This is a genomic window from Streptomyces sp. NPDC002884 (genome assembly GCF_040295245.1).
In the GTDB taxonomy this organism is placed as follows: Bacteria; Actinomycetota; Actinomycetes; order Streptomycetales; family Streptomycetaceae; genus Streptomyces.
The window spans coordinates 238330-261170 of record NZ_JBEOVB010000008.1; the positions used below are offsets into that span (position 1 = coordinate 238330).

The window sequence follows — 22841 nt, forward strand, 5'->3', positions numbered from 1 at the left end:
GAGCCGTGTTCCGGTACACACCGGACACGGCTCGCTCACATGCCCCTCGGCCGACACAGGCTCGGCCAGGCCACGGCTCAGTCTTCCGACTCCTCGGCGTCGCCCTCCACGAGGCCCTTCTGCAGGACGGGGCCTTCGCCGGGCGCGAGCGAATCGAGGATGCGCTCCAGGTCCTCCATGGAAGCGAACTCGACGGTGATCTTGCCCTTCTTCTGTCCCAGGTCGACCTTCACCCGGGTTTCGAAGCGGTCGGAGAGCCGGGTCGCGAGGTCCGTCAGCGCCGGAGAGACCCGCCCGCCGGCCCTCGGCCCCTTGGCACGCTGAGCCGTCTGCGGACGCGAGCCCATGAGGGTCACGATCTCCTCGACGGCCCGTACCGAAAGTCCCTCGGCCACGATGCGGTGAGCCAGCCGGTCCTGCTCCTCCGAGTCGTCGACCGAGAGCAGTGCCCGGGCGTGACCGGCGGAGAGCACTCCGGCCGCGACCCGGCGCTGAACCGCCGGCGAGAGCTTCAGCAGACGCAGCGTGTTGGAGACCTGCGGACGGGATCGACCGATGCGGTCCGCCAGCTGGTCGTGCGTGCAGTTGAAGTCCTTCAGCAACTGGTCGTAGGCGGCTGCCTCTTCCAGCGGGTTCAGCTGGGCCCGGTGGAGGTTCTCCAGAAGGGCGTCCAGGAGGAGCTTCTCGTCGTCCGTGGCCCGCACGATCGCCGGGATCGCCTCCAGGCCGGCCTCGCGGCAGGCCCGGAAACGCCGCTCGCCCATGATGAGCTCGTAGCGCGCGGGGCCCAGCTGGCGTACGACGACCGGCTGGAGCAGTCCGACCTCCTTGATGGAGGTGACGAGCTCGTGCAGCGCGTCCTCGTCGAAGACCTCACGAGGCTGACGCGGGTTCGGCGCGATGTGGTCGAGGGGAATCTCGGCGAAGTGGGCGCCGATGGGCGGCGCGGGCGTCTCCACGGAGCTGGTTGCCGACAGCTCCTCTGTTTCACGTGAAACAGGCAGCAGCGCGGCTACCTTCGCCGCGGCCACCCCGCGGTCCGACGTCAGAACCGGTGCGGCTGCGGGGGACATGGATCCTCCGCCTCCCACCGCGGACTGCGCCGGCGTCTTCTCCGTCGGGGCAGCAGGGATCAGTGCGCCAAGACCGCGGCCCAGCCCCCTCCGTCGCTCACTCACTGAATGCCCTCCACCATGTTCGCGTTGTTCTGGGCGCCGATATGGGCGTGTGTCGCGTCGTAGCTGACCCCGACACCTCTCAGCGCCAGCTCTCGTGCTGCCTCAAGGTACGAGAGAGCACCGCTCGATCCCGGATCGTAGGTCAGCACCGTCTGTCCATAGCTCGGCGCCTCGGAGATACGGACCGAGCGGGGAATGCTCGTCCGCAGCACCTCTTCCACGAAGTGGGTGCGCACCTCCTCCGCGACCTGCGACGCGAGGCGCGTCCGGCCGTCGTACATGGTGAGCAGAATGGTCGACACATGCAGGGCGGGATTGAGGTGTCCCCGCACGAGATCGACGTTGCGCAGCAACTGCCCCAGCCCTTCCAGCGCGTAGTACTCGCACTGGATGGGGATGAGGACCTCGGCACCGGCCACCATCGCGTTGACGGTCAACAGGCCGAGTGACGGCGGGCAGTCGATGAGAATGTAGTCCAGCGGCTGCTCGTAGGCCTGAATCGCTCGCTGGAGGCGGCTCTCGCGCGCTACCAGGGACACCAACTCGATCTCCGCGCCGGCGAGATCGATCGTGGCGGGAGCGCAGAAGAGGCCTTCCACATCAGGAACGGGCTGAACGACTTCCGCGAGCGGGCGACTGTCGACCAGCACGTCATAGATGGACGGAACCTCGGCATGGTGGTCGATTCCCAGGGCGGTGGACGCGTTGCCCTGGGGGTCGAGGTCGACCACCAGAACCCGGCCACCGTGCAGGGCCAGAGACGCGGCAAGGTTGACGGTCGTCGTCGTCTTGCCCACCCCGCCCTTCTGGTTGGCAACGACGATCACACGGGTCTGCTCGGGACGTGGCAGGCCCTCGCCGGCGCGGCCCAGAGCCTCCACCGCGAGTTGGGCAGCACGACCGATCGGGGTGTCGTCCATCGGGGGCGGTGTTTCACGTGAAACATCCTCCCCAAAGGACTCGGTACGGGGACCGGGGACCGGATCGGTCATCGGTCCCGCGATGTTGGCGTCGGACCGCAAGGATTCACTCTCCTCGACTTCAGGCTCGCAATGAACAGAGCCTCCCATGGCTTCGGGGTGGTGAACCAGTGAGGCCTGTTGTTCTGTGGAGAAATCCACCTCTGTGGACAACTCCCGTCTCTCATCGAGTGAACCGAGAGGCTTGCGGTCGCGGGGTTCGGCTGCGGCGCGGCCGCGGCTGATGATGCCGTGGAGCAGAGAGCGACGTTTCACGTGAAACACGATGCACAGCGACGGCGGCCGGACCCCTCGCGACACTCCGTGATGCGTAGGTTTGGCAGCTTGTGTGGAGTACGTCTCAGCGGCGCCGCCGCGTGCGACTTGTACGTGCGGCCTTGGCACGCTTTGCGGCGAACCTCACACCACCCGGGCTCTCACCGACCTCGACCCGCACCACCGTGGACAGCGGATCCACCACGCCCTCACCCACATGCAGGATCGAGGTGCCCACGGCTCCGAGCTTGCTCAGTGCGGTGGACGCGCTCTTCAGCTCTTCCTCGGCGGCGTCGCCCTTGAGGGCGAGCATCTCGCCGTAAGGGCGCAGCAGCGGGATGCCCCAGGTCGCCAGACGGTCCAGAGGTGCCACCGCACGAGCGGTCACCACATGCACCGACGGCATCGTGCCCATGACCTCCTCGGCACGACCACGCGCGACCGTCACATGGTCCAGGCCGAGGAGCTCGACGACCTCGGTGAGGAAGTTGGTCCGCCGCAGGAGCGGCTCCAGCAGGGTGATCTTCAGGTCCTCCCGCACGAGCGCCAGGGGAATGCCGGGCAGTCCGGCACCCGAACCGACGTCGCAGACGGTCACGCCCTCGGGCACGACCTCGGAGAGCACCGCGCAGTTCAACATATGCCTCTCCCAGAGGCGGGGTACCTCTCGTGGGCCGATGAGCCCACGCTGCACGCCTGCCTCGGCCAGGAGCTCGACGTATCGGACCGCATCACTGAAGCGATCACCGAATACCTGTCGTGCCACCTCAGGCGCAGGGGGGAGCTCCGCTGCCTCCGTCACGGGGACCGTCCTTCCGTACCGCATCAGCGCTGCGAGCGCCGACCACCGAAACTACCGGGCTGACAAAGATCGGCCCCGTCTGCGCAACAGACGGGGCCGGGGACACGTACGTACCGAATCAGTTGGGCAGGACGACGACGAAGCGCTGCGGCTCCTCGCCCTCGGACTCGCTGCGCAGCCCGGCGACCTTGACCGCGTCGTGGACGACCTTGCGCTCGAAGGGCGTCATCGGCTGCAGCTTGACCGGCTCACCGCTGTTCTTCGCGTCGGCCGCGGCCTTGGCACCCAGCTCGGAGAGCTCGGCACGCTTCTGGGCACGGTAGCCCGCGATGTCCAGCATCAGCCGGCTGCGGTCGCCGGTCTCCCGGTGCACGGCCAGGCGCGTGAGTTCCTGGAGCGCCTCCAGCACCTCGCCGTCCCGGCCGACCAGCTTCAGCAGGTCACGAGGGCCTGAGTCGCTGATGATCGACACAGAGGCGCGGTCGGCCTCGACGTCCATGTCGATGTCGCCGTCGAGATCGGCAATGTCCAACAGACCCTCGAGGTAGTCCGCCGCGATCTCGCCCTCCTGCTCCAGGTGGGTCAGGGTGTCTGCACCCTCGGCGGCGGCGGAGGTGGTGCCTTCCGTCACGGGATGGGCTCCTTCTTACTTCTTGGACGGGGACTTGGGGCGCTGCGGGCCGCCCTTGCGCTGCCCGGACTGGGCCTTGCTGCGGCCTCCGCCACTGGGCTTGGGACCGGCCTGCTTGGCCGTACCGGCGGCTCCGGAGGGCTTGGCGTCCTCCGGTTCGTCGGACTTGCTCAGCGAGATGGTCTCGCCGGCGTCCTTCGCCGCGGCCGTGGACTGGCGCTGGGACTTGGACTGCCGCTTGGGCTGCTGCCGCTTGGCGGCGGCCGCGCTTGTCGGCGTGCCGTCCTCGGCCAGGGTCGCGGCCTGGGCCTCGCCCTTGATCACGGTGCCGTCGGCCTGGGCGGCGAAGCCCACCTTGGTCAGACCGTTGATGAACTTGCGCTCGGCGTCGTTGCGCTCGCGGCCCTTGGCCACGATGGCCTTGACGATGGCCCGCTCGCCGCGGCTGCGGGTCTTGCCGTGGTGCGTGACGTGCTTGTACAGACGCTCCAGGTACGCGGCCTGAGCCTTGGAACCCGGGGTCGGGTTGTTGCGGATCACGTACATCTGCTGGCCCATGGTCCACACGTTGGTGGTCAGCCAGTAGACGAGGACACCGACGGGGAAGTTGATGCCGAAGACGGCGAACATGACGGGGAAGACGTACATCAGCATCTTCTGCTGCTGCATGAACGGTGTCTTCACCGAGGTGTCGACGTTCTTCGTCATGAGCTGGCGCTGCGTGAAGAACTGCGACGCCGACATCATGACGATCATGATCGCGGTGACGATACGGACGTTGGTCAGCGAGGCGTCGAACGACACCAGGTCCGAGGCGCTGTCCGTGAACTTCGCGGCCAACGGGGCACCGAAGATGTGCGCCTTCTGCGCGCTCGCCAGAAGGCTCTCGTTGATCACGCCAATGGTTTCACCGTTGGCGATGCCGTTGAGCACGTGGTAGAGGGCGAAGAAGAACGGGGACTGCGCCAGGATGGGAAGGCACGAGGAGAGCGGGTTGGTGCCCGTCTCCTTGTACAGCTTCATCATCTCTTCGGACTGACGCTGCTTGTCGTTCTTGTAGCGCTCCTGGATCTTCTTCATCTCGGGCTGCAGCGTCTGCATGGCCCGCGTCGCCTTGATCTGCTTCACGAAGAGCGGGATCAGGCAGATACGAATCAGAATCACCAGGGACACGATGGACAGGCCCCAGGCCCACCCGGTGTCAGGGCCGAAGATGGACCCGTACACCTTGTGGAACTGGACGATGACCCAGGAGACAGGTGTCGTGATGAAGCTGAAGAGGCTGGCAATCGTGTCCACTAATCATGCTCCTTGGGCATGGGACGGTGTCTCTGCGGCCGGGCTCGAAGGAGAAGGAAGGTTCTCTTCGGTGGCCGTTTCGGCGGCGGAGGTCCCGCCCCTGCGTGCACGCCAGGCGTCACGCAACATTTCGTGCCACCGCGGGCGCTTGCGCGGCGGAACATGGTCCACGCCGCCGAGCGACCACGGATTGCACCGCAGGATTCGCCAGGCGGTAAGTGCCGTTCCCTTGATCGCGCCGTGCCGGTCGATGGCCGTGAAGCCGTAGTGAGAGCACGACGGGTAGTACTTGCACACCGGCCCGAGCAGTGGACTGATCGTCCACTGGTAGAGCTTGATCAGAGCCAGCAGCGGGTACTTCATCGCGCGCCCCCTCCCAGTAGCCGTTGAAGGGCGGCATCCAGGTCTTGGGCCAGCTGTGCGTGGTCGGCGTCGCCCGCCCCGGGCAACGCCCGTACGACTACCAGGCTACCGGGGGGGAACAGAGTGACTCGGTCGCGCATCAGATGACGCAGTCTGCGCTTCACCTTGTTGCGTACGACCGCGCCGCCCACGGCTTTGCTCACGACGAAACCCGCACGCGTCGGGGGAGCGCTCTCCCCAGGCGCGTGCGGGTCCGTGGCACCGCTTCGAAGATGGACCACGAGGGTCGGGCGGCCGGCCCGACGACCTCGTCGTACCGCGGTCGCGAAGTCCTCGCGCCGCCTCAGCCGATGCTCGGTAGGCAGCACGACGTCGTGACCTGATCAGACTCAGGCGGACAGGTTGGTGCGACCCTTGCTGCGGCGGTTCGCGAGAATCGCGCGACCGGCACGGGTGCGCATCCGCAGGCGGAAGCCGTGGGTCTTGGCACGACGACGGTTGTTCGGCTGGAAGGTGCGCTTGCTCACTCGGGGGCTCCAGAAATCAATCGGTGGTGGCGGGGTGCCGTCCTGGCTGTCACCGTGCGCCCACGAGGTAGCTCGCGGTTAAACGCCCGAGTGCACCGCTTCCCGATCACCTGACGTGATCTGTGCCCATCGGAGGCAGGCGGCAGCAGCCATCGACAACTCGACCTGGTTACGGTACGCGCGGCTGCGCCATTCGGTCAAACCGGCGGTCACGGGAGACACTATCCACAGCCTGGGGACAACAACTTGAACCGTAGCCGTCGCCCTGACTACCGTGGCTGAACTCCGATTCGTTCCTTTGTCCCTGCCCCCACCCGATATGAATCCCGACCGTCCCGCAACAACACGTTCGTGGGACCCACGAGAGAGCGTGCCCTGTGGCTGACGTGCCTGCCGATCTTGCCGCAGTGTGGCCACGAGTACTGGAGCAGCTCCTCGGGGAGGGCCGCGGCCAGGGTGTCGAGGTGAAGGACGAACACTGGATCCGGCGCTGCCAGCCGCTGGCGCTGGTCGCCGACACCGCCCTGCTCGCCGTACCGAACGAGTTCGCGAAGGGCGTCCTCGAAGGCCGCCTGGCCCCGATCGTCAGCGAGACGCTGAGCCGTGAGTGCGGGCGACCGATCCGCATCGCGATCACCGTCGACGACTCCGTCGGCGAACCCCCGGCCTCGCAGGCGCCCCCCGCGCAGCAGCAGTCGCGCTACGAGGAGGCCGAGCTCCCCGCCGGCCCCTACGACGGGCAGGACAGCCGGTACGAAGGTCAGGGCGACGGCCGGTACGACACCGGCTACGACAAGTCGCACGAAGGCCAGTACGAGGGCTACGGCCGGCACCGCGCCGAGCAGTTGCCCCCGACGCCCGGCGACCAGCTCCCCGGCTCGCGCCCGGACCAGATGCCCACCGCGCGGCCCGCGTACCCGTCGGAGTACCAGCGCCCCGAACCCGGCGCCTGGCCCCGGCCGCAGCAGGACGAGCACAGCTGGCAGCAGCAGCGGCTCGGCTTCCCGGAGCGCGACCCCTACGCGTCGCCCTCGTCGCAGGACTCGTACGGCGGGCCCGCGTCGCAGGCCCCGTACGGCGCCCCGCCCCAGCAGGACTCCTACGGCCCGCCGTCGCAGGACTACCGTCCCCAGTCGATGGAGCGGCCGCCGTACGACCCGTCGCCGTACCGGCAGAAGCGCTCGGAGTACGAGCCTTCGCGCTCCGACTACGACCAGCGCGACACCGGCCGGCGGGAGCTGTCCGACCCGTCGGCGGGCCCCGGTCATCCGCACCGCGGCGGCCCCGGCCAGCCCGGCTCCGGTGGGCCCGGGCAGTCGGCCAAGCCGTCCTCGCCGACGCCCGGCCCCGGTGAGCCGACGGCACGCCTCAACCCGAAGTACCTCTTCGACACGTTCGTCATCGGCGCCTCCAACCGGTTCGCGCACGCGGCCGCCGTCGCCGTCGCCGAGGCCCCCGCGAAGGCCTACAACCCGCTGTTCATCTACGGGGAGTCGGGTCTCGGCAAGACGCACCTGCTGCACGCCATCGGGCACTACGCGCGGAGCCTCTACCCGGGCACGCGCGTGCGCTACGTGAGCTCCGAGGAGTTCACCAACGAGTTCATCAACTCCATCCGCGACGGCAAGGGCGACAGCTTCCGCAAGCGGTACCGCGAGATGGACATCCTGCTCGTCGACGACATCCAGTTCCTCGCGGACAAGGAGTCGACGCAGGAGGAGTTCTTCCACACCTTCAACACGCTCCACAACGCCAACAAGCAGATCGTGCTGTCCAGCGACCGGCCGCCCAAGCAGCTGGTCACGCTGGAGGACCGGCTGCGGAACCGTTTCGAGTGGGGCCTGATCACCGATGTGCAGCCGCCCGAGCTGGAGACGCGGATCGCGATCCTCCGCAAGAAGGCGGTACAGGAGCAGCTGAACGCCCCGCCGGAGGTGCTGGAGTTCATCGCGTCCCGGATCTCGCGCAACATCCGCGAGCTGGAGGGCGCGCTGATCCGGGTGACGGCGTTCGCGTCGCTCAACCGGCAGCCGGTGGACCTGGGCCTGACGGAGATCGTCCTGAAGGACCTGATCCCCGGTGGCGAGGACTCCGCCCCCGAGATCACCTCGACGGCCATCATGGGCGCCACCGCCGACTACTTCGGGCTGACGGTCGAGGACCTGTGCGGCACCTCGCGCGGGCGGGCGCTGGTGACGGCCCGGCAGATCGCCATGTACCTGTGCCGCGAGCTGACGGACCTTTCGCTGCCGAAGATCGGCGCGCTGTTCGGCGGCCGTGACCACACGACGGTCATGCACGCGGACCGCAAGATCCGCAATCTGATGGCGGAGCGGCGCTCGATCTACAACCAGGTGACCGAGCTGACCAACCGCATCAAGAACGGCTGACGGCACCGCAGAACGCGTCACAGACGTCACCGACGCCACAGAGGGCGCCCCCGGAGGGAGATCCGGGGGCGCCCTCCGCCGTTCCCGGGCCGGACACGGGGACACCGGGGCACCGGGACGGGGCGCGAGGCCGCAGCGGCGCGGTCCGAGGACGGGAGGCGGCAGCGGGCGGGGGACGCGAGGCGGCAGTGGGCGGGGGGTCGGGAGGCGGGGGACTACAGGACCGGGTGCAGGGAGGGCGGAGACGCGGTCCTACGTCGGCCGAACCCGGGCTTGATCGGCTTGACCGCGGGCCCGATCCGAGGCGATCCCCGGCTGCTCCAGCGCCGATCCGGGCCGATCCGAGGTGGATTCGGCGCGGATCCGAGGCCGGTCCCGCCCCGAGTCCGCCGCCGATCCGCGCCGAATCCGCGCCGAACGGCACCCGGCCCCGACCGAACCGCGGTCGGCAACGGCCCTCCACCGCTCACCCGTTGTTCGATTACCGGCCGGGTTACGGCCACTCTCCACAGATTCGGCGACTTTTTCCCGTCCACACCCTGGGGACCGGGAAGTTGTCCAGACTGTGTCCACAGGCGCTCCCGGTGCGGGACCATCGGACCAGGTCACCTGGCTGTGGATTCGTGGACGAAGGATGTCCACAGGGTGTGGACAAAAAAATGATCCACAGGCTGTGCACGAAGTTGTCCACCGGCAACCCACAAGCTGGGGCCCGTTGTCCCCAGCGATCTCGGGCTTCTCCACATGTCTGTCCACTGTTCGGCAACACGACGCGCCTCCTCACCGAGTCGAGTGAAAGGCGTCACACGAAGGTGCCGGGTTGGCCTGTGGGAAACGTGGGTAAACCTGGGGACGCCGCTGGGGAGAACTCGCCTCAGCCTGTGCACGGTGTGTGCAGAACTTTCTGTTCTCCACAGAAGGCCCTAGTTGTCCACCGCCTCCGCCCACAGGGCCAGTGGATAAAATTTGGCCTCTGACCTGCGAAAACAGGGTTATCCACCGTATCCACAGCCCCTACTACTACTCCCGACTAGAGAGAGCGAGAAATCCGTTTAGAAGGGGGTCCTGTGCACAACTCGCTCCTCGGTGCCCGACTGCCCCTCGTCACGACTTGACCCCGAGGGGCACCGACTGTCAGTGCGGTGCGTCAGACTGGTCCCCGTTGGTCCTGCCCCTCACCGGGGCCGACCACACCGAGACAGACGACGAAGGCCAGGCAGGGCGAGAAGCGCCGGCAACAGCAGGAGGCGGCAAGAGTGAAGATCCGGGTGGAACGCGACGTACTCGCGGAGGCCGTGGCCTGGGCGGCACGCAGCCTCCCGGCCCGTCCGCCGGCGCCTGTCCTCGCCGGCCTGCTGCTGAAGGCGGAGAACGGCCAGCTGAGCCTGTCCAGCTTCGACTACGAGGTGTCCGCGCGGGTTTCCGTGGACACCGAGGTCGAGGAGGAGGGCACGGTCCTCGTCTCCGGCCGGCTGCTCGCGGACATCTGCCGCGCCCTGCCCAACCGCCCGGTGGAGATCTCCACAGACGGTGTACGGGCGACGGTGGTCTGCGGCTCCTCGCGCTTCACCCTCCACACACTGCCTGTGGAGGAGTACCCGTCCCTGCCGCAGATGCCGAACGCGACGGGCACGGTCCCCGGCGAGGTCTTCGCCTCCGCCGCCGCCCAGGTCGCCATCGCGGCCGGCCGTGACGACACGCTGCCGGTGCTCACCGGTGTGCGCATCGAGATCGAGGGCGACACGGTCACGCTGGCCTCCACCGACCGCTACCGCTTCGCGGTCCGCGAGTTCCTGTGGAAGCCGGAGAACCCGGAGGCCTCCGCGGTCGCCCTGGTGCCCGCCAAGACGCTCCTGGACACCGCCAAGGCGCTCACGAGCGGCGACAGCGTCATCCTGGCGCTGTCCGGATCCGGCTCGGGCGAGGGCCTGATCGGTTTCGAGGGCGCGGGACGGCGTACGACGACCCGCCTCCTGGAGGGCGACCTCCCGAAGTACCGCACGCTGTTCCCGACCGAGTTCAACTCCGTCGCCGTGATCGAGACCGCCCCCTTCGTGGAGGCCGTCAAGCGGGTGGCCCTGGTCGCCGAGCGCAACACCCCGGTGCGGCTCAGCTTCGAGCAGGGCGTGCTCATCCTGGAGGCCGGCTCCAGCGACGACGCACAGGCTGTGGAGCGGGTCGACGCCCAGCTCGAGGGCGACGACATCTCGATCGCCTTCAACCCGACCTTCCTGCTGGACGGGCTGAGCGCCATCGACTCCCCGGTCGCCCAGCTGTCCTTCACGACGTCCACGAAGCCTGCGCTGCTCAGCGGCAAGCCGGCGCTGGACGCGGAGGCGGACGAGGCCTACAAGTACCTGATCATGCCGGTGCGCCTCAGCGGCTGACGCCGGCGCCGTGTGATCCGACCGGTCGTCCACAGGCCGTGGACGACCGGGGCGGTCCCTGGGGAGAAGCCATCGGTGAACCCCCAGGTGGGGTCGTACGTCTGAGCGCGTATGCCCACAGGTGTGCGTGACCGTCCGGGTTTAGGCTCGGACATGGGTACGAGAGTGCCCCACACGCCACACAGCGACCTAAGGAACAACTGATGGAGCTCGGTCTCATCGGCCTCGGCAAGATGGGCGGCAACATGCGCGAGCGCATCCGCCGCGCCGGCCACACCGTCGTCGGATACGACCGCAACCCGGACCTCGCCGATGTCCACAGCCTCCAAGAGCTCGTGGGCAAGCTCAAGGGCCCGCGCGTGGTCTGGGTGATGGTCCCGGCAGGCGCCGCCACCCAGTCGACCGTGGACGAGCTCGCCGAGCTGCTGGAGCCGGGCGACGTCGTCGTGGACGGCGGCAACTCCCGCTGGACGGACGACGAGAAGCACGCCGAGGAGCTGGCGGCCAAGGGCATCGGCTTCGTGGACTGCGGAGTCTCCGGCGGCGTCTGGGGCCTGGAGAACGGCTACGCGCTGATGTACGGCGGCGACGCGGAGCACGTGGCCAAGGTGCAGCCCGTCTTCGACGCGCTCAAGCCCGAGGGCGACTTCGGCGCGGTGCACGCCGGCAAGGTCGGCGCCGGCCACTTCGCGAAGATGGTCCACAACGGCATCGAGTACGCCATGATGCAGGCCTACGCCGAGGGCTGGGAGCTGCTGGAGAAGGTCGACTCCGTCACGGACGTGCGCGAGGTCTTCCGCTCCTGGCAGGAGGGCACGGTCATCCGGTCCTGGCTGCTCGACCTGGCCGTCAACGCCCTCGACGAGGACGAGCACCTCGACAAGCTGCGCGGCTTCGCGCAGGACTCCGGCGAGGGCCGTTGGACGGTCGAGGCCGCCATCGACAACGCCGTACCGCTGCCCGCCATCACGGCGTCGCTGTTCGCGCGGTTCGCCTCCCGCCAGGAGGACTCGCCGCAGATGAAGATGATCGCCGCGCTGCGCAACCAGTTCGGCGGCCACGCGGTCGAGAAGAAGTAGTCCACAGGGTCGCCCCGCGATCCACAACGCTGGGGGAGGTCGGCGAACGACCATGCACGTCACGCATCTGTCGCTGGCCGACTTCCGCTCGTACGCCCGGGTCGAGGTTCCGCTCGACCCGGGCGTCACCTCGTTCGTGGGCCCCAACGGGCAGGGCAAGACGAACCTCGTCGAGGCCGTCGGCTACCTCGCCACCCTCGGCAGCCACCGGGTCGCCTCGGACGCGCCCCTGGTCCGCATGGGCGCCGACCGCGCGATCGTCCGGGCGCAGATCAGACAGGGCGAGCGGCAGCAGCTGGTCGAGCTGGAGCTGAATCCCGGCAAGGCCAACCGTGCCCGCATCAACAGGTCCTCGCAGGTCAGGCCCCGTGACGTGCTGGGCATCGTACGGACCGTGCTGTTCGCGCCCGAGGACCTCGCGCTGATCAAGGGCGATCCCGGTGAGCGGCGCCGCTTCCTCGACGAGCTGATCACCGCGCGCTCCCCGCGGATGGCGGGTGTGCGCTCGGATTACGAGCGGGTGCTCAAGCAGCGCAACACGCTCCTGAAGTCGGCCGCGCTCGCGCGACGGCACGGTGGCCGCTCCATGGACCTGTCGACCCTCGACGTGTGGGACCAGCACCTCGCGCGCGTGGGCGCCGAGCTGCTCGCCCAGCGCCTCGACCTGATCGCCGCGATCCAGCCGCTCGCCGACAAGGCGTACGAGCAGCTGGCGCCCGGCGGCGGTCCTGTGGCCCTGGAGTACAAGCCGTCCGCGCCCGGTGAGGCACACACGCGTGAGGACCTTTACGGGCAGCTGATGGCCGCGCTCGCGGACGTCCGCAAGCAGGAGATCGAGCGGGGCGTGACCCTGGCGGGCCCGCATCGCGACGACGTGGTTCTCAGACTCGGTCAGCTGCCCGCCAAGGGGTACGCCTCCCACGGCGAGTCCTGGTCGTACGCGCTGGCGCTGCGGCTGGCCTCGTACGACCTGCTGCGGGCCGAGGGCAACGAGCCGGTGCTGGTCCTGGACGACGTCTTCGCCGAGCTGGACGTCCGTCGGCGGGAACGGCTGGCCGAGCTGGTGGCGCCCGGCGAGCAGGTACTGGTGACGGCGGCGGTCGACGACGACGTACCGCATGTGCTGGCGGGTGCCAGGTATGCCGTGGCCGAGGGGACGGTGGAGCGCGTATGACCGCCGACGAGCCCGCCGAGAAGCGGGGCCCCGAGCCGTCCGGCGTCGACCTCGCGCGGGTGGCGCTCAAGGCGGCCCGCGAACAGGCACGCGCGCGTGGGGACGCGGCGCAGCAGAAGAAGCAGGCACGGCGTGGGGGCGGCCTGCGCTCCGGCGCGCGCGCCGACGGCCGCGACCCGATGGCGCTGGGCGCGGCGATCAACCGGCTGCTCACCGAGCGCGGGTGGGAGGCGCCGGCGGCGGTGGGCGGTGTGATGGGCCGGTGGCCGCAGATCGTCGGCGAGGACGTGGCCAAGCACTGCGTGCCCGAGAAGTACGACGAGGACGAGCGGACGCTGATCGTGCGCTGTGACTCGACGGCCTGGGCGACGAACCTGCGGCTGCTCGCGCCGACGTTGGTCGCCCGCCTCAACGAGGACCTGGGTCATGGGGCGGTGGTGCTGATCAAGGTGCTCGGTCCCAGCGGTCCCGTGCGGCGCTACGGCCCCCTCAGGGCCCCTGGGAGCACGGGTCCCGGCGATACCTACGGGTGACGTGCGTCACGCTTTTCAAGGCCGGGAAGGTCCCGTGGGGACCGCCCGGCCTTTGTGTCGTGTGCCTGCGTGCGGGTGCGAATCCGGACGTGACTCCCAAGTAGCCAAGGGTTGACGCCCGGAAGCGCTGAGTGCCTCCGTGAGCCTCTTGGAGCCCCCTTCCGTATATCGGGACCCGGAAGAGACCGGTTGAGGGCGGCACATGCGGACTCAGGTACCGGCAAACCCCCATCAGTGTCAGTGCTACCGGTAGACTGGAAGCCAATCCCGCCCCGAACGTGGGGACCGCCCGGGAGAAGCTGAGCAACGCTGATTAAGGCTTACCAACGCAACATGCCGCAGCCGCTCCGGCAACCTGCCGACGAGCCTGGCTGGTGCTGTGCCAGAAAGGGCGCTTCGTGGCCGATTCCGGCAACCCCAACGAGAACATCCCGTCCACCGACGCCGGCGCGAGCGGCGGGGCAGCCGCCTCGACCAGCGAGGTCACCACCTCGTACGACGCCAGCGCCATTACCGTCCTCGAGGGTCTGGACGCGGTCCGTAAGCGACCCGGTATGTACATCGGTTCGACCGGCGAGCGCGGCCTGCACCACCTCGTGTACGAGGTCGTCGACAACTCGGTCGACGAGGCGCTGGCCGGCCACGCGGACACCATCGACATCACGATCCTCCCCGACGGCGGTGTCCGCGTCATCGACAACGGGCGCGGTATCCCGGTGGGCATCGTGGCGTCCGAGGGCAAGCCGGCCCTCGAGGTCGTGCTGACCGTGCTGCACGCGGGCGGCAAGTTCGGCGGCGGCGGCTACGCGGTCTCCGGTGGTCTGCACGGCGTCGGCGTCTCGGTCGTGAACGCCCTGTCGAGCAAGGTGGCGGTCGAGGTCAGGACCGACGGCCACCGCTGGACGCAGGACTACAAGATGGGCGTCCCGACGGCCCCGCTCGTCAAGCAGGAGGCCACGGAGGAGACGGGCACGTCGGTCACCTTCTGGGCCGACGCCGACATCTTCGAGACCACGGAGTACTCCTTCGAGACGCTCTCGCGGCGCTTCCAGGAGATGGCGTTCCTCAACAAGGGTCTGACGATCAAACTCACCGACGAGCGCGAGTCGGCGAAGGCCACCGCCGGGGCGGACGAGGCGGGTGCGGACGAGAAGGACGAGGTCAAGACCGTCACGTACCACTACGAGGGCGGCATCGTCGACTTCGTGAAGTACCTCAACTCCCGCAAGGGCGAAGCGGTGCACCCGACGGTGATCGACCTCGAGGCGGAGGACAGGGAGAAGAGCCTCTCCCTCGAAGTCGCCATGCAGTGGAACAGCGGTTACAGCGAGGGCGTGTACTCCTTCGCCAACATCATCCACACGCATGAGGGCGGTACGCACGAAGAGGGCTTCCGTTCGGCGCTGACGAACCTGGTCAACAAGTACGCGCGTGACAAGAAGCTGCTGCGCGAGAAGGACGACAACCTCACGGGTGACGACATCCGCGAGGGTCTGACCGCGATCATCTCCGTCAAGCTGAGCGAGCCCCAGTTCGAGGGCCAGACGAAGACCAAGCTGGGCAACACGGAGGCGAAGACCTTCGTCCAGAAGGCGGTCTACGAGCACCTCAACGACTGGCTGGACCGCAACCCGGTGGAGGCGGCGGACATCGTCCGCAAGGGCATCCAGGCGGCCACCGCGCGCGTGGCGGCCCGCAAGGCCCGCGACCTGACCCGCCGCAAGGGCCTGCTGGAGTCGGCGTCCCTGCCGGGCAAGCTCTCCGACTGTCAGTCGAACGACCCCATCAAGTGCGAGATCTTCATCGTCGAGGGTGACTCCGCCGGCGGTTCGGCCAAGTCCGGCCGCAACCCGCAGTACCAGGCGATCCTCCCGATCCGGGGCAAGATCCTCAACGTCGAGAAGGCGCGGATCGACAAGATCCTGCAGAACCAGGAGATCCAGGCGCTGATCTCCGCCTTCGGCACCGGTGTGCACGAGGACTTCGACATCTCCAAGCTCCGCTATCACAAGATCATCCTGATGGCGGACGCCGACGTCGACGGCCAGCACATCAACACCCTGCTGCTGACCTTCCTGTTCCGCTTCATGCGGCCGCTGGTCGAGGCCGGGCACGTGTTCCTCTCCCGCCCCCCGCTCTACAAGATCAAGTGGGGCCGGGAGGACATCGAGTACGCGTACTCCGACCGGGAGCGCGACGCGCTGCTCGAGATGGGCCGCCAGCGCGGCAAGCGCGTGCGCGAGGACTCGATCCAGCGCTTCAAGGGCCTCGGCGAGATGAACGCCGAGGAGCTGCGCATCACCACCATGGACCAGGAGCACCGGGTCCTCGGCCAGGTCACCCTCGACGACGCCGCCCAGGCCGACGACCTGTTCTCGGTCCTGATGGGCGAGGACGTCGAAGCGCGTCGCGCCTTCATCCAGCGCAACGCCAAGGACGTCCGTTTCCTCGACATCTGAGTCGGTCTCAGCTGACCGCATCAGAAAGGATCCTCACCAGCAATGACCGACGAGAACACTCCCGTCACCCCTGAAGAGGGCGGCGACGTCGTGATGCGCATCGAGCCCGTCGGGCTCGAGACGGAGATGCAGCGCTCGTACCTCGACTACGCGATGTCCGTCATCGTCTCCCGTGCGCTGCCGGACGTGCGGGACGGCCTCAAGCCCGTCCACCGCCGCGTCCTGTACGCCATGTACGACGGCGGCTACCGGCCCGAGAAGGGCTTCTACAAGTGTGCCCGCGTCGTCGGCGACGTCATGGGCAACTACCACCCGCACGGCGACTCCTCGATCTACGACGCGCTGGTCCGCCTCGCGCAGCACTGGTCGATGCGGATGCCGCTGGTGGACTCCAACGGCAACTTCGGCTCTCCCGGCAACGACCCGGCGGCCGCCATGCGGTACACCGAGTGCAAGATGATGCCGCTGTCCATGGAGATGGTCCGCGACATCGACGAGGAGACCGTCGACTTCACGGACAACTACGACGGCCGCTCCCAGGAGCCGACCGTCCTGCCGGCCCGCTTCCCGAACCTGCTGATCAACGGCTCGGCCGGTATCGCGGTCGGCATGGCGACCAACATCCCCTCGCACAACCTGCGCGAGGTCGCGGCCGGCGCCCAGTGGTACCTGGAGAACCCGGAAGCCTCGCACGAGGAGCTGCTGGACGCCCTCATCGAGCGCATCAAGGGCCCCGACTTCCCGACCGGCGCGCTCGTCGTCGGGCGCAAGGGCATCGAGGAGGCATACCGCACGGGCCGCGGCTCCATCACCATGCGGGCGGTCGTCGCGGTCGAGGAGATCCAGAACCGCCAGTGCCTGGTGGTCACGGAACTGCCCTACCAGGTCAACCCCGACAACCTCGCGCAGAAGATCGCCGACCTGGTGAAGGACGGCAAGGTCGGCGGTATCGCGGACGTCCGTGACGAGACGTCGTCGCGCACCGGCCAGCGCCTGGTCATCGTCCTGAAGCGGGACGCGGTCGCCAAGGTCGTCCTGAACAACCTCTACAAGCACACGGACCTGCAGTCGAACTTCGGCGCGAACATGCTCGCCCTGGTCGACGGCGTCCCGCGCACCCTGTCCCTCGACGCGTTCATCCGCCACTGGGTGACGCACCAGATCGAGGTCATCGTCCGCCGTACGCGCTTCCGGCTGCGCAAGGCCGAGGAGCGGGCGCACATCCTGCGCGGCCTGCTGAAGGCCCTGGACGCCATCGACGAGGTCATCGCGCTGATCCGGCGCAGCGACACCGTCGACATCGCGCGCACGGGCCTGATGGCGCTCCTGGAGATCGACGAGATCCAGGCCAACGCCATCCTCGAGATGCAGCTGCGCCGACTGGCCGCCCTGGAGCGCCAGAAGATCATCCAGGAGCACGACGAGCTCCAGGCGAAGATCACCGAGTACAACGCGATCCTGGCCTCGCCGGTCCGCCAGCGCGGCATCGTGAGCGAGGAACTGGCCGCGATCGTCGAGAAGTACGGCGACGACCGCAAGACGATGCTGGTGCCCTACGACGGCGACATGTCCATCGAGGACCTGATCGCCGAGGAGGACATCGTCGTCACCATCTCGCGCGGTGGCTACGTCAAGCGCACGAAGGCGGACGACTACCGCTCCCAGAAGCGCGGCGGCAAGGGGGTGCGCGGGGCGAAGCTCAAGGAAGACGACATCGTCGACCACTTCTTCGTCTCCACCACGCACCACTGGCTGCTGTTCTTCACCAACAAGGGCCGTGTGTACCGGGCGAAGGCGTACGAGCTGCCCGACGCCGGCCGCGACGCGCGTGGCCAGCACGTCGCGAACCTGCTCGCCTTCCAGCCGGACGAGGCGATCGCCGAGATCCTCGCGATCCGCGACTACGAGGCGGCGCCCTACCTGGTTCTGGCCACCAAGGGCGGACTGGTCAAGAAGACGCCTCTGAAGGATTACGATTCGCCGCGTGCCGGTGGTGTCATCGCGATCAACCTCCGTGAGACGGAGGACGGTTCCGACGACGAACTGATCGGAGCCGAACTCGTTTCGGCCGACGACGATCTGCTTCTGATCAGCAAGAAGGCGCAGTCGATCCGGTTCACCGCCACGGACGAATCCCTGCGGCCCATGGGCCGTGCCACCTCGGGTGTCAAGGGCATGAGCTTCCGTGAGGGAGACCAGCTGCTCTCGATGAATGTTGTTCGACCCGGTACGTTCGTGTTCACTGCCACAGACGGCGGGTACGCGAAGCGGACCGCCGTCGACGAGTACCGCGTCCAGGGTCGCGGCGGCCTGGGTATCAAGGCTGCCAAGATCGTCGAGGATCGCGGCTCGCTCGTCGGCGCGCTGGTGGTCGAGGAGACCGACGAGATCCTCGCCATCACGCTGTCCGGCGGTGTGATTCGTACGCGAGTCAACGAGGTCAGGGAGACGGGCCGTGACACCATGGGCGTCCAACTGATCAACCTGGGCAAGCGCGATGCCGTCGTCGGTATCGCACGTAACGCCGAGGCGGGGCGCGAGGCGGAGGAGGTCGACGGCGAGGTCGCCGTGGACGAGCCCGCCGAGGCAGCCACGACCACCGGCACGGACGAGGGTGAGTCGCCCTCGTCCGAGTAGCACGAGGAGTGAGTCATCGTGAGCGGAGCCACGGGCGCCGGTACGTCTGCCGGTACGGGAAAGAACGGCGGCGGCCGTGGCTCCGCCGCGCCGGCGGGGGACGCGCGTACGACCGACGCGCGGGGCGCGGGGGGCGCCGACGGGCGTGCGGCGGACACCCACACGACCCAGTTGAAGGCCATCAAGCCCCCTGCGGCCGACTCGCCCTCACCCTCGACCGACACACAAGGATCGAAGGGAACCCAGGGGGGAACCGTGACGGACACCAGAGGCACGCAGGCCAAGCAGGAGGCATCGCCGCTCCCCGGCGAGCGGCAGCCGCAGCAGCAGCCCGCCGGGCCCTACCACCCGCCGCAGGCCTACCCGACGCAGGCGCCCGCGGCGCCGGCCGCGGTCGGCGCCGGCGCTGTACGGCGTCCGCGGACCGGCGCCCGCACCACGCCCCGCGTGCGCAAGGCGCGGCTGCGCGTGGCGAAGGCCGACCCCTGGTCGGTGATGAAGGTCAGCTTCCTGCTCTCCATCGCCCTGGGCATCTGCACGATCGTCGCGGCGGCCGTGCTGTGGATGGTCATGGACGCGATGGGCGTCTTCTCGACGGTCGGCGGCGCGGTCTCGGAGGCGACCGGCTCGAACGAGTCGAACGGCTTCGACCTCCAGTCGTTCCTGTCGCTCTCCCACGTCCTGATGTTCACGGCGATCATCGCGGTCATCGACGTGGTCCTCGCGACCGCGCTCGCGACGCTCGGCGCGTTCATCTACAACCTGTCCGCGGGCTTCGTCGGCGGCGTCGAGCTGACGCTGGCCGAGGACGAGTGACCTCTGCGGTCGTAGCGGTTCCAAACCCTGCTGTGCGTCCCGCGACTATCGATTTTGGGACTGCCCGCGTCGTGCGCTAATCTTCAGGAGTCAGCGCGCGGGACACACACCGCAGAGCGCGGCGGGGCTATAGCTCAGTTGGTTAGAGCGCATCCCTGATAAGGATGAGGCCACAGGTTCAAATCCTGTTAGCCCCACCAGCCAAAAGACCCCCGGACCATAGGTCCGGGGGTCTTTTGACACCCATGGTTGACACCAACGGGGGCGGACGGCTGCGGTCAGCCGATGAGCGGGTCCTCCAGCAGCTCTGCGAGCATCGTCACAGCCTCCCTCTCGCTGTCCCCCACGACGTGCGTGTAGACGTCCATGGTCATGCTGATCTGGCTGTGCCGGAGGATCGCCTGAGCGACCTTGGGATGCACCTTCAGGAAGGCCAGGAGGGTGCCGCAGGTGTGGCGGGCGAGACGGACCGTGATGCGCCGCACGCGGGCCCGCTTCACGAGGCGATCGAAGGTGCGGGAGAAGCCCGTGGGGTCGATCATGCCGCCGTGCTCCGAGGAGAAGATCAGGTCTTGGCCGTCCTGCTGGGCCCAGTGGGCACCGGCGATCTTCTGTTCCAGCTCCTGGAGCTCCCGCCGTTCCTCGAGGACGCGGGCGCAGAACTCGGGCAGCGGAAGCACTGCCTGTGAGGACTCGGTCTTGAGGTCCTTGAGGACCAGGCCGACGCCCTTCTCTCGCTGCACCTGCTTGACCGGGGTGAACCGGCCGGCCTCGAAGTCGATGTCCTGCCAGCGGAGCCCGAGGACCTCACTGCGGCGGAGACCGAGCACCAGGACCAGGACGCAGGCCGCGTAGAGGCGGTGAGCCCGGACGGAGCGAAGGAAGGCGATCGCCTCGCGTGCGTTCCACGCCGTGCCCTTGTCCTTGGAGACCTTGGGCATGTCGACCAGGAGGGCGACGTTGCGCGTCAGCAGCTCCTCACGCATGGCCCGGTTGAGCGCGTTGCGGAGGACGCGGAGCACCTCGAAGCGGGTGGCCGCGCCGACCTTCTCCCGCTTCAACACGGCCATGAAGGCACGGAGCTGGGCCGGGGTGAGCTTGATCAAGGGCTTCTTGCCGAGGTGGGGCAGCAGGTAGAGCCTGACCTTGGACTCGTACTTCACGTACGTGTTGTGCTCGCATTCCGGCTCCACGATGTGCTCAAGCCAGTAGTTCAGCCACTCGCCGAGCGACCAGGAACGGGACGGAACCGGGACGCCGTTGCGCTCCTGGTCCTGGAGCTTGCCGAGCTTTTCGTTGGCGTCGTCCCACGTGACCCCGTACACGGTCTTCCGGACACGGTTGCCGTCCGTGTCGGTGACGTACGCCCGTCCCATATAGCGGCCGTCCGCCCGCCTTGAGATCGTGCCCCCGCCGTTGGGCCGTTTCTTAGCCATCAGGCGGCCTCCCCCATCTGGTGGCGGACGAAGTCGCGTACGGCGTCGTCCGGGATGCGACGGCATCCATCCACCTTGATGGAGACCAGGCGGCGAGTGCGGATGAGGTCGTAGACCTTGGTGCGGCCGACCTTGAGCCGGGTCATGACCTCCGGCACGGTGAGCAGTTCGGGGGCGGCGGTGGTCATGCTGCGGCTCCTTCCGGGGCGGGTTGGTCGCGCAGAGCTTCGCGGGCGGTTTCGCGATTGAGTTCGATATCCCGGCGGATGTTGGCGGCGAGCCAGGATTCCCCGGGGGTGTGGCCGTGACCGGCGTAGGACCAGTGGGCGAGGGTCAGAGTGGTTGCCTCCGAGGCTTTGGGGTCAGGCAGACCGAGGGCTTCGCGCTGCTGGGCGGCGCGGTAGTTGGCGCGGGCCTGGCGGAGGGAGCTGAGGGTGGTCGAGTACCGGCGCGATTTGGTGGAGAAGTGGCCGCGAAAGCCGAGCATGTGAGCCCAGTCCCGGAGCTTCCGTTCCGGGTAAAGCGAGTGGAGGTCGAGGCAGGCCGCGATCAACCGGGCGGGATGTTCGGGCACGTCGAGCAGGACCAGGGCCTCTTTGTTGCCGACGCGGCGGTCGACGGTCCCGGTGGTCTCGGCTGCTTTCGTGGCGTACTTCGCGACGTAGGAGGCGACGGCTTTTTCGGTGATCTCTTCGCCGTCGCCGAAGGCACCGATCGGCTGTACGTCGAGTTGGGTGCCCCAGCGCAGGGTTCGGGCGGGCTGGTCACCGGCCGGGTTGACGTCGACCGCGACGCGGGCGGCGGCGGCTTGGATCGCTTCGGTGAGCAGGTCGAGGGTGGCCCAGGCGGGCGGCGGAGCCTGCTCGTACAACCCGTCCAAGCGGATCACTGCATGGAAGTGCACGGCACCGCGTTTCTGGTACTCAGCGACCTTGCCGTAGGACACCTGGCAGGCCTCTGCGCACTCGCGTTGTGTGAGGCCGGCCCTCTTGGCGATCTCGCGGCGGAGGTAGATCGTGAAGTAGCGCCACAGGTCGGATGCGTGGTTGTTCCACAGCACGGCGCCGACGTAGTCGTAGGTGTCCGGGTCGAGGGGGGTGCCGAGTTCGGGGGCGTCCTCGGTGTGGCGGGTTCCGCAGCGGCAGGGCCGGTTTCCGGGGCGGTTGTGGACCGGGCCGAAGGACGGGGCGGTCAGGGTGGCGAAGACGCGGGGGTGATCGCGGATGGTGTGCGGGGTGCCCTTGGCGGGGTCGCCGACGAGTCCGGCGCGGATGAGGTGGTAGGTGTCGCCCGCGTAGGTCCAGGCGCAGGAAGGACAGCGGGAGGCACGGCGGTTGCCACAGGCGATTCGGAGTCGGCCACCGGGTTCGGTGTCGGTGCTGTAGGTGTGAAGGACCTGTCCGGTGGCCTTGTCGCGGGTAACAGTGGTGCCTTGCAGGTGGATCGGGTCGGTGCAGCCGCCAGTGCGGCGGATCTGGTCTTGGATGCGGTCGAAGCCGGGGGACCCGGCCAGCCTCAGCACGTCGGCGAGGGTGGCCGGGTCCAGGCCCGCCATGGTGGCGGAGTCGGTCACGCCCTGTTCCCCTTCAGCAGGATGGAGCGGATGACGACCGCGCAGACAGCCACCGAGGCGGCGGTGACGGCGACCGCGAGGAGCATGGAGACCAGAACCGCGCCGACGACCAGGACGGCGGCGCTGCCACCGGCGACGAGGGCGAGCGCGCTTCCGGGCGTGAGCTGAACCGTCGGCCGGGTGGAAGGCGGTGCGGCCGGAACCGGGGCGGGAGCCGGGACGTAAGGAGCCGGGGTGTAGACGGTTGTGGTGGTGGGGACCGGGGCGGTGACCTGCGGCGGGTACTTCGGCGTGAACACGCGGGTGATCCCTTCTGAGGGCG

The 22841-nt window shown here is 68.4% G+C and carries 20 protein-coding genes and 1 tRNA gene; 9 read left to right on the forward strand and 12 right to left on the reverse strand.

Features of this window, described 5'->3' with window-relative positions; all coding sequences use genetic code 11:
- Window positions 1-77: 77 nt before the first annotated feature.
- The 8 genes from ABT070_RS19405 to rpmH form a co-directional block, all read right to left on the reverse strand.
- The gene (locus ABT070_RS19405; RefSeq protein WP_351761941.1) at window positions 78-1178 is read right to left on the reverse strand and encodes a ParB/RepB/Spo0J family partition protein; all 1101 of its coding nucleotides are present in this window, start codon (window positions 1176-1178) and stop codon (window positions 78-80) included.
- On the reverse strand, window positions 1175-2248 hold the full coding sequence (locus tag ABT070_RS19410) for an AAA family ATPase (RefSeq protein ID WP_171402114.1): 1074 nt from the start codon (window positions 2246-2248) through the stop codon (window positions 1175-1177). The genes ABT070_RS19405 and ABT070_RS19410 overlap by 4 nt, the downstream gene beginning before the upstream one ends.
- 250 nt (window positions 2249-2498) lie before the next feature.
- Window positions 2499-3215 (reverse strand): 16S rRNA (guanine(527)-N(7))-methyltransferase RsmG, encoded by a 717-nt coding sequence (gene rsmG, locus ABT070_RS19415; protein ID WP_351761944.1) that lies wholly within the window; start codon window positions 3213-3215, stop codon window positions 2499-2501.
- 118 nt (window positions 3216-3333) lie between these two features.
- Window positions 3334-3846, reverse strand: coding sequence for a Jag family protein (locus ABT070_RS19420; RefSeq protein ID WP_351761946.1), 513 nt, complete (start codon window positions 3844-3846; stop codon window positions 3334-3336).
- A 15-nt stretch (window positions 3847-3861) separates the two neighbouring features.
- Entirely contained in the window at window positions 3862-5145 is a 1284-nt protein-coding gene (gene yidC / locus ABT070_RS19425; RefSeq protein WP_351761949.1) for a membrane protein insertase YidC, read from the reverse strand.
- Window positions 5146-5148: 3 nt separating this feature from the next.
- Entirely contained in the window at window positions 5149-5508 is a 360-nt protein-coding gene (gene yidD, locus ABT070_RS19430; RefSeq protein WP_171398265.1) for a membrane protein insertion efficiency factor YidD, read from the reverse strand.
- On the reverse strand, window positions 5505-5876 hold the full coding sequence (gene rnpA, locus ABT070_RS19435; RefSeq protein ID WP_078615780.1) for a ribonuclease P protein component: 372 nt from the start codon (window positions 5874-5876) through the stop codon (window positions 5505-5507). Before rnpA ends, yidD begins: the two co-directional genes overlap by 4 nt.
- Window positions 5877-5897: 21 nt before the next feature.
- Window positions 5898-6035 (reverse strand): 50S ribosomal protein L34, encoded by a 138-nt coding sequence (gene rpmH, locus ABT070_RS19440; RefSeq protein WP_020130646.1) that lies wholly within the window; start codon window positions 6033-6035, stop codon window positions 5898-5900.
- 377 nt (window positions 6036-6412) lie between these two features.
- Between rpmH and dnaA the strand changes: the two genes are divergently transcribed.
- The 9 genes from dnaA (at window position 6413) to ABT070_RS19485 (ending at window position 19710) form a co-directional block, all read left to right on the forward strand.
- Window positions 6413-8425: a chromosomal replication initiator protein DnaA gene (dnaA, locus tag ABT070_RS19445; protein ID WP_351761954.1), complete on the forward strand. Its 2013-nt coding sequence runs from the start codon at window positions 6413-6415 to the stop codon at window positions 8423-8425.
- A 1256-nt stretch (window positions 8426-9681) separates the two neighbouring features.
- Complete coding sequence (dnaN, locus tag ABT070_RS19450; protein WP_351761957.1) at window positions 9682-10812, forward strand: DNA polymerase III subunit beta; 1131 nt, start codon at window positions 9682-9684, stop codon at window positions 10810-10812.
- A 203-nt stretch (window positions 10813-11015) separates the two neighbouring features.
- Window positions 11016-11891 (forward strand): phosphogluconate dehydrogenase (NAD(+)-dependent, decarboxylating), encoded by an 876-nt coding sequence (gene gnd, locus ABT070_RS19455; RefSeq protein ID WP_351761959.1) that lies wholly within the window; start codon window positions 11016-11018, stop codon window positions 11889-11891.
- A 52-nt stretch (window positions 11892-11943) separates the two neighbouring features.
- A complete protein-coding gene (gene recF / locus ABT070_RS19460) occupies window positions 11944-13065 on the forward strand; it encodes a DNA replication/repair protein RecF (RefSeq protein WP_351761961.1) in 1122 nt (373 codons plus the stop codon).
- The gene (locus ABT070_RS19465) at window positions 13062-13598 is read left to right on the forward strand and encodes a DciA family protein (RefSeq protein WP_351761964.1); all 537 of its coding nucleotides are present in this window, start codon (window positions 13062-13064) and stop codon (window positions 13596-13598) included. The genes recF and ABT070_RS19465 overlap by 4 nt, the downstream gene beginning before the upstream one ends.
- Window positions 13599-13972: 374 nt before the next feature.
- The gene (gene gyrB / locus ABT070_RS19470) at window positions 13973-16057 is read left to right on the forward strand and encodes a DNA topoisomerase (ATP-hydrolyzing) subunit B (protein WP_351761965.1); all 2085 of its coding nucleotides are present in this window, start codon (window positions 13973-13975) and stop codon (window positions 16055-16057) included.
- A gap of 42 nt (window positions 16058-16099) precedes the next feature.
- On the forward strand, window positions 16100-18694 hold the full coding sequence (gyrA, locus tag ABT070_RS19475; protein WP_351761968.1) for a DNA gyrase subunit A: 2595 nt from the start codon (window positions 16100-16102) through the stop codon (window positions 18692-18694).
- Between the two features lie 18 nt (window positions 18695-18712).
- The gene (locus ABT070_RS19480) at window positions 18713-19510 is read left to right on the forward strand and encodes a DUF3566 domain-containing protein (protein ID WP_351761970.1); all 798 of its coding nucleotides are present in this window, start codon (window positions 18713-18715) and stop codon (window positions 19508-19510) included.
- Between the two features lie 123 nt (window positions 19511-19633).
- Window positions 19634-19710 (forward strand) — tRNA-Ile (locus tag ABT070_RS19485).
- A 78-nt stretch (window positions 19711-19788) separates the two neighbouring features.
- Here ABT070_RS19485 and ABT070_RS19490 read toward each other — a convergent pair.
- Genes ABT070_RS19490 through ABT070_RS19505 form a run of 4 tightly spaced genes read right to left on the reverse strand, consistent with a single transcriptional unit; the run spans window position 19789 to window position 22818 of the window.
- Complete coding sequence (locus tag ABT070_RS19490; protein WP_351761972.1) at window positions 19789-20946, reverse strand: tyrosine-type recombinase/integrase; 1158 nt, start codon at window positions 20944-20946, stop codon at window positions 19789-19791.
- Entirely contained in the window at window positions 20946-21134 is a 189-nt protein-coding gene (locus ABT070_RS19495; RefSeq protein WP_351761975.1) for a helix-turn-helix domain-containing protein, read from the reverse strand. Before ABT070_RS19495 ends, ABT070_RS19490 begins: the two co-directional genes overlap by 1 nt.
- A complete protein-coding gene (gene repSA / locus ABT070_RS19500; protein ID WP_351761978.1) occupies window positions 21131-22519 on the reverse strand; it encodes a replication initiator protein RepSA in 1389 nt (462 codons plus the stop codon). Before repSA ends, ABT070_RS19495 begins: the two co-directional genes overlap by 4 nt.
- Window positions 22516-22818 carry a SpdD protein gene (locus ABT070_RS19505; RefSeq protein WP_351761981.1) on the reverse strand — a complete coding sequence of 101 codons (303 nt, stop codon included), beginning with the start codon at window positions 22816-22818 and terminating at the stop codon, window positions 22516-22518. Before ABT070_RS19505 ends, repSA begins: the two co-directional genes overlap by 4 nt.
- Between the last annotated feature and the right edge of the window lie 23 nt (window positions 22819-22841).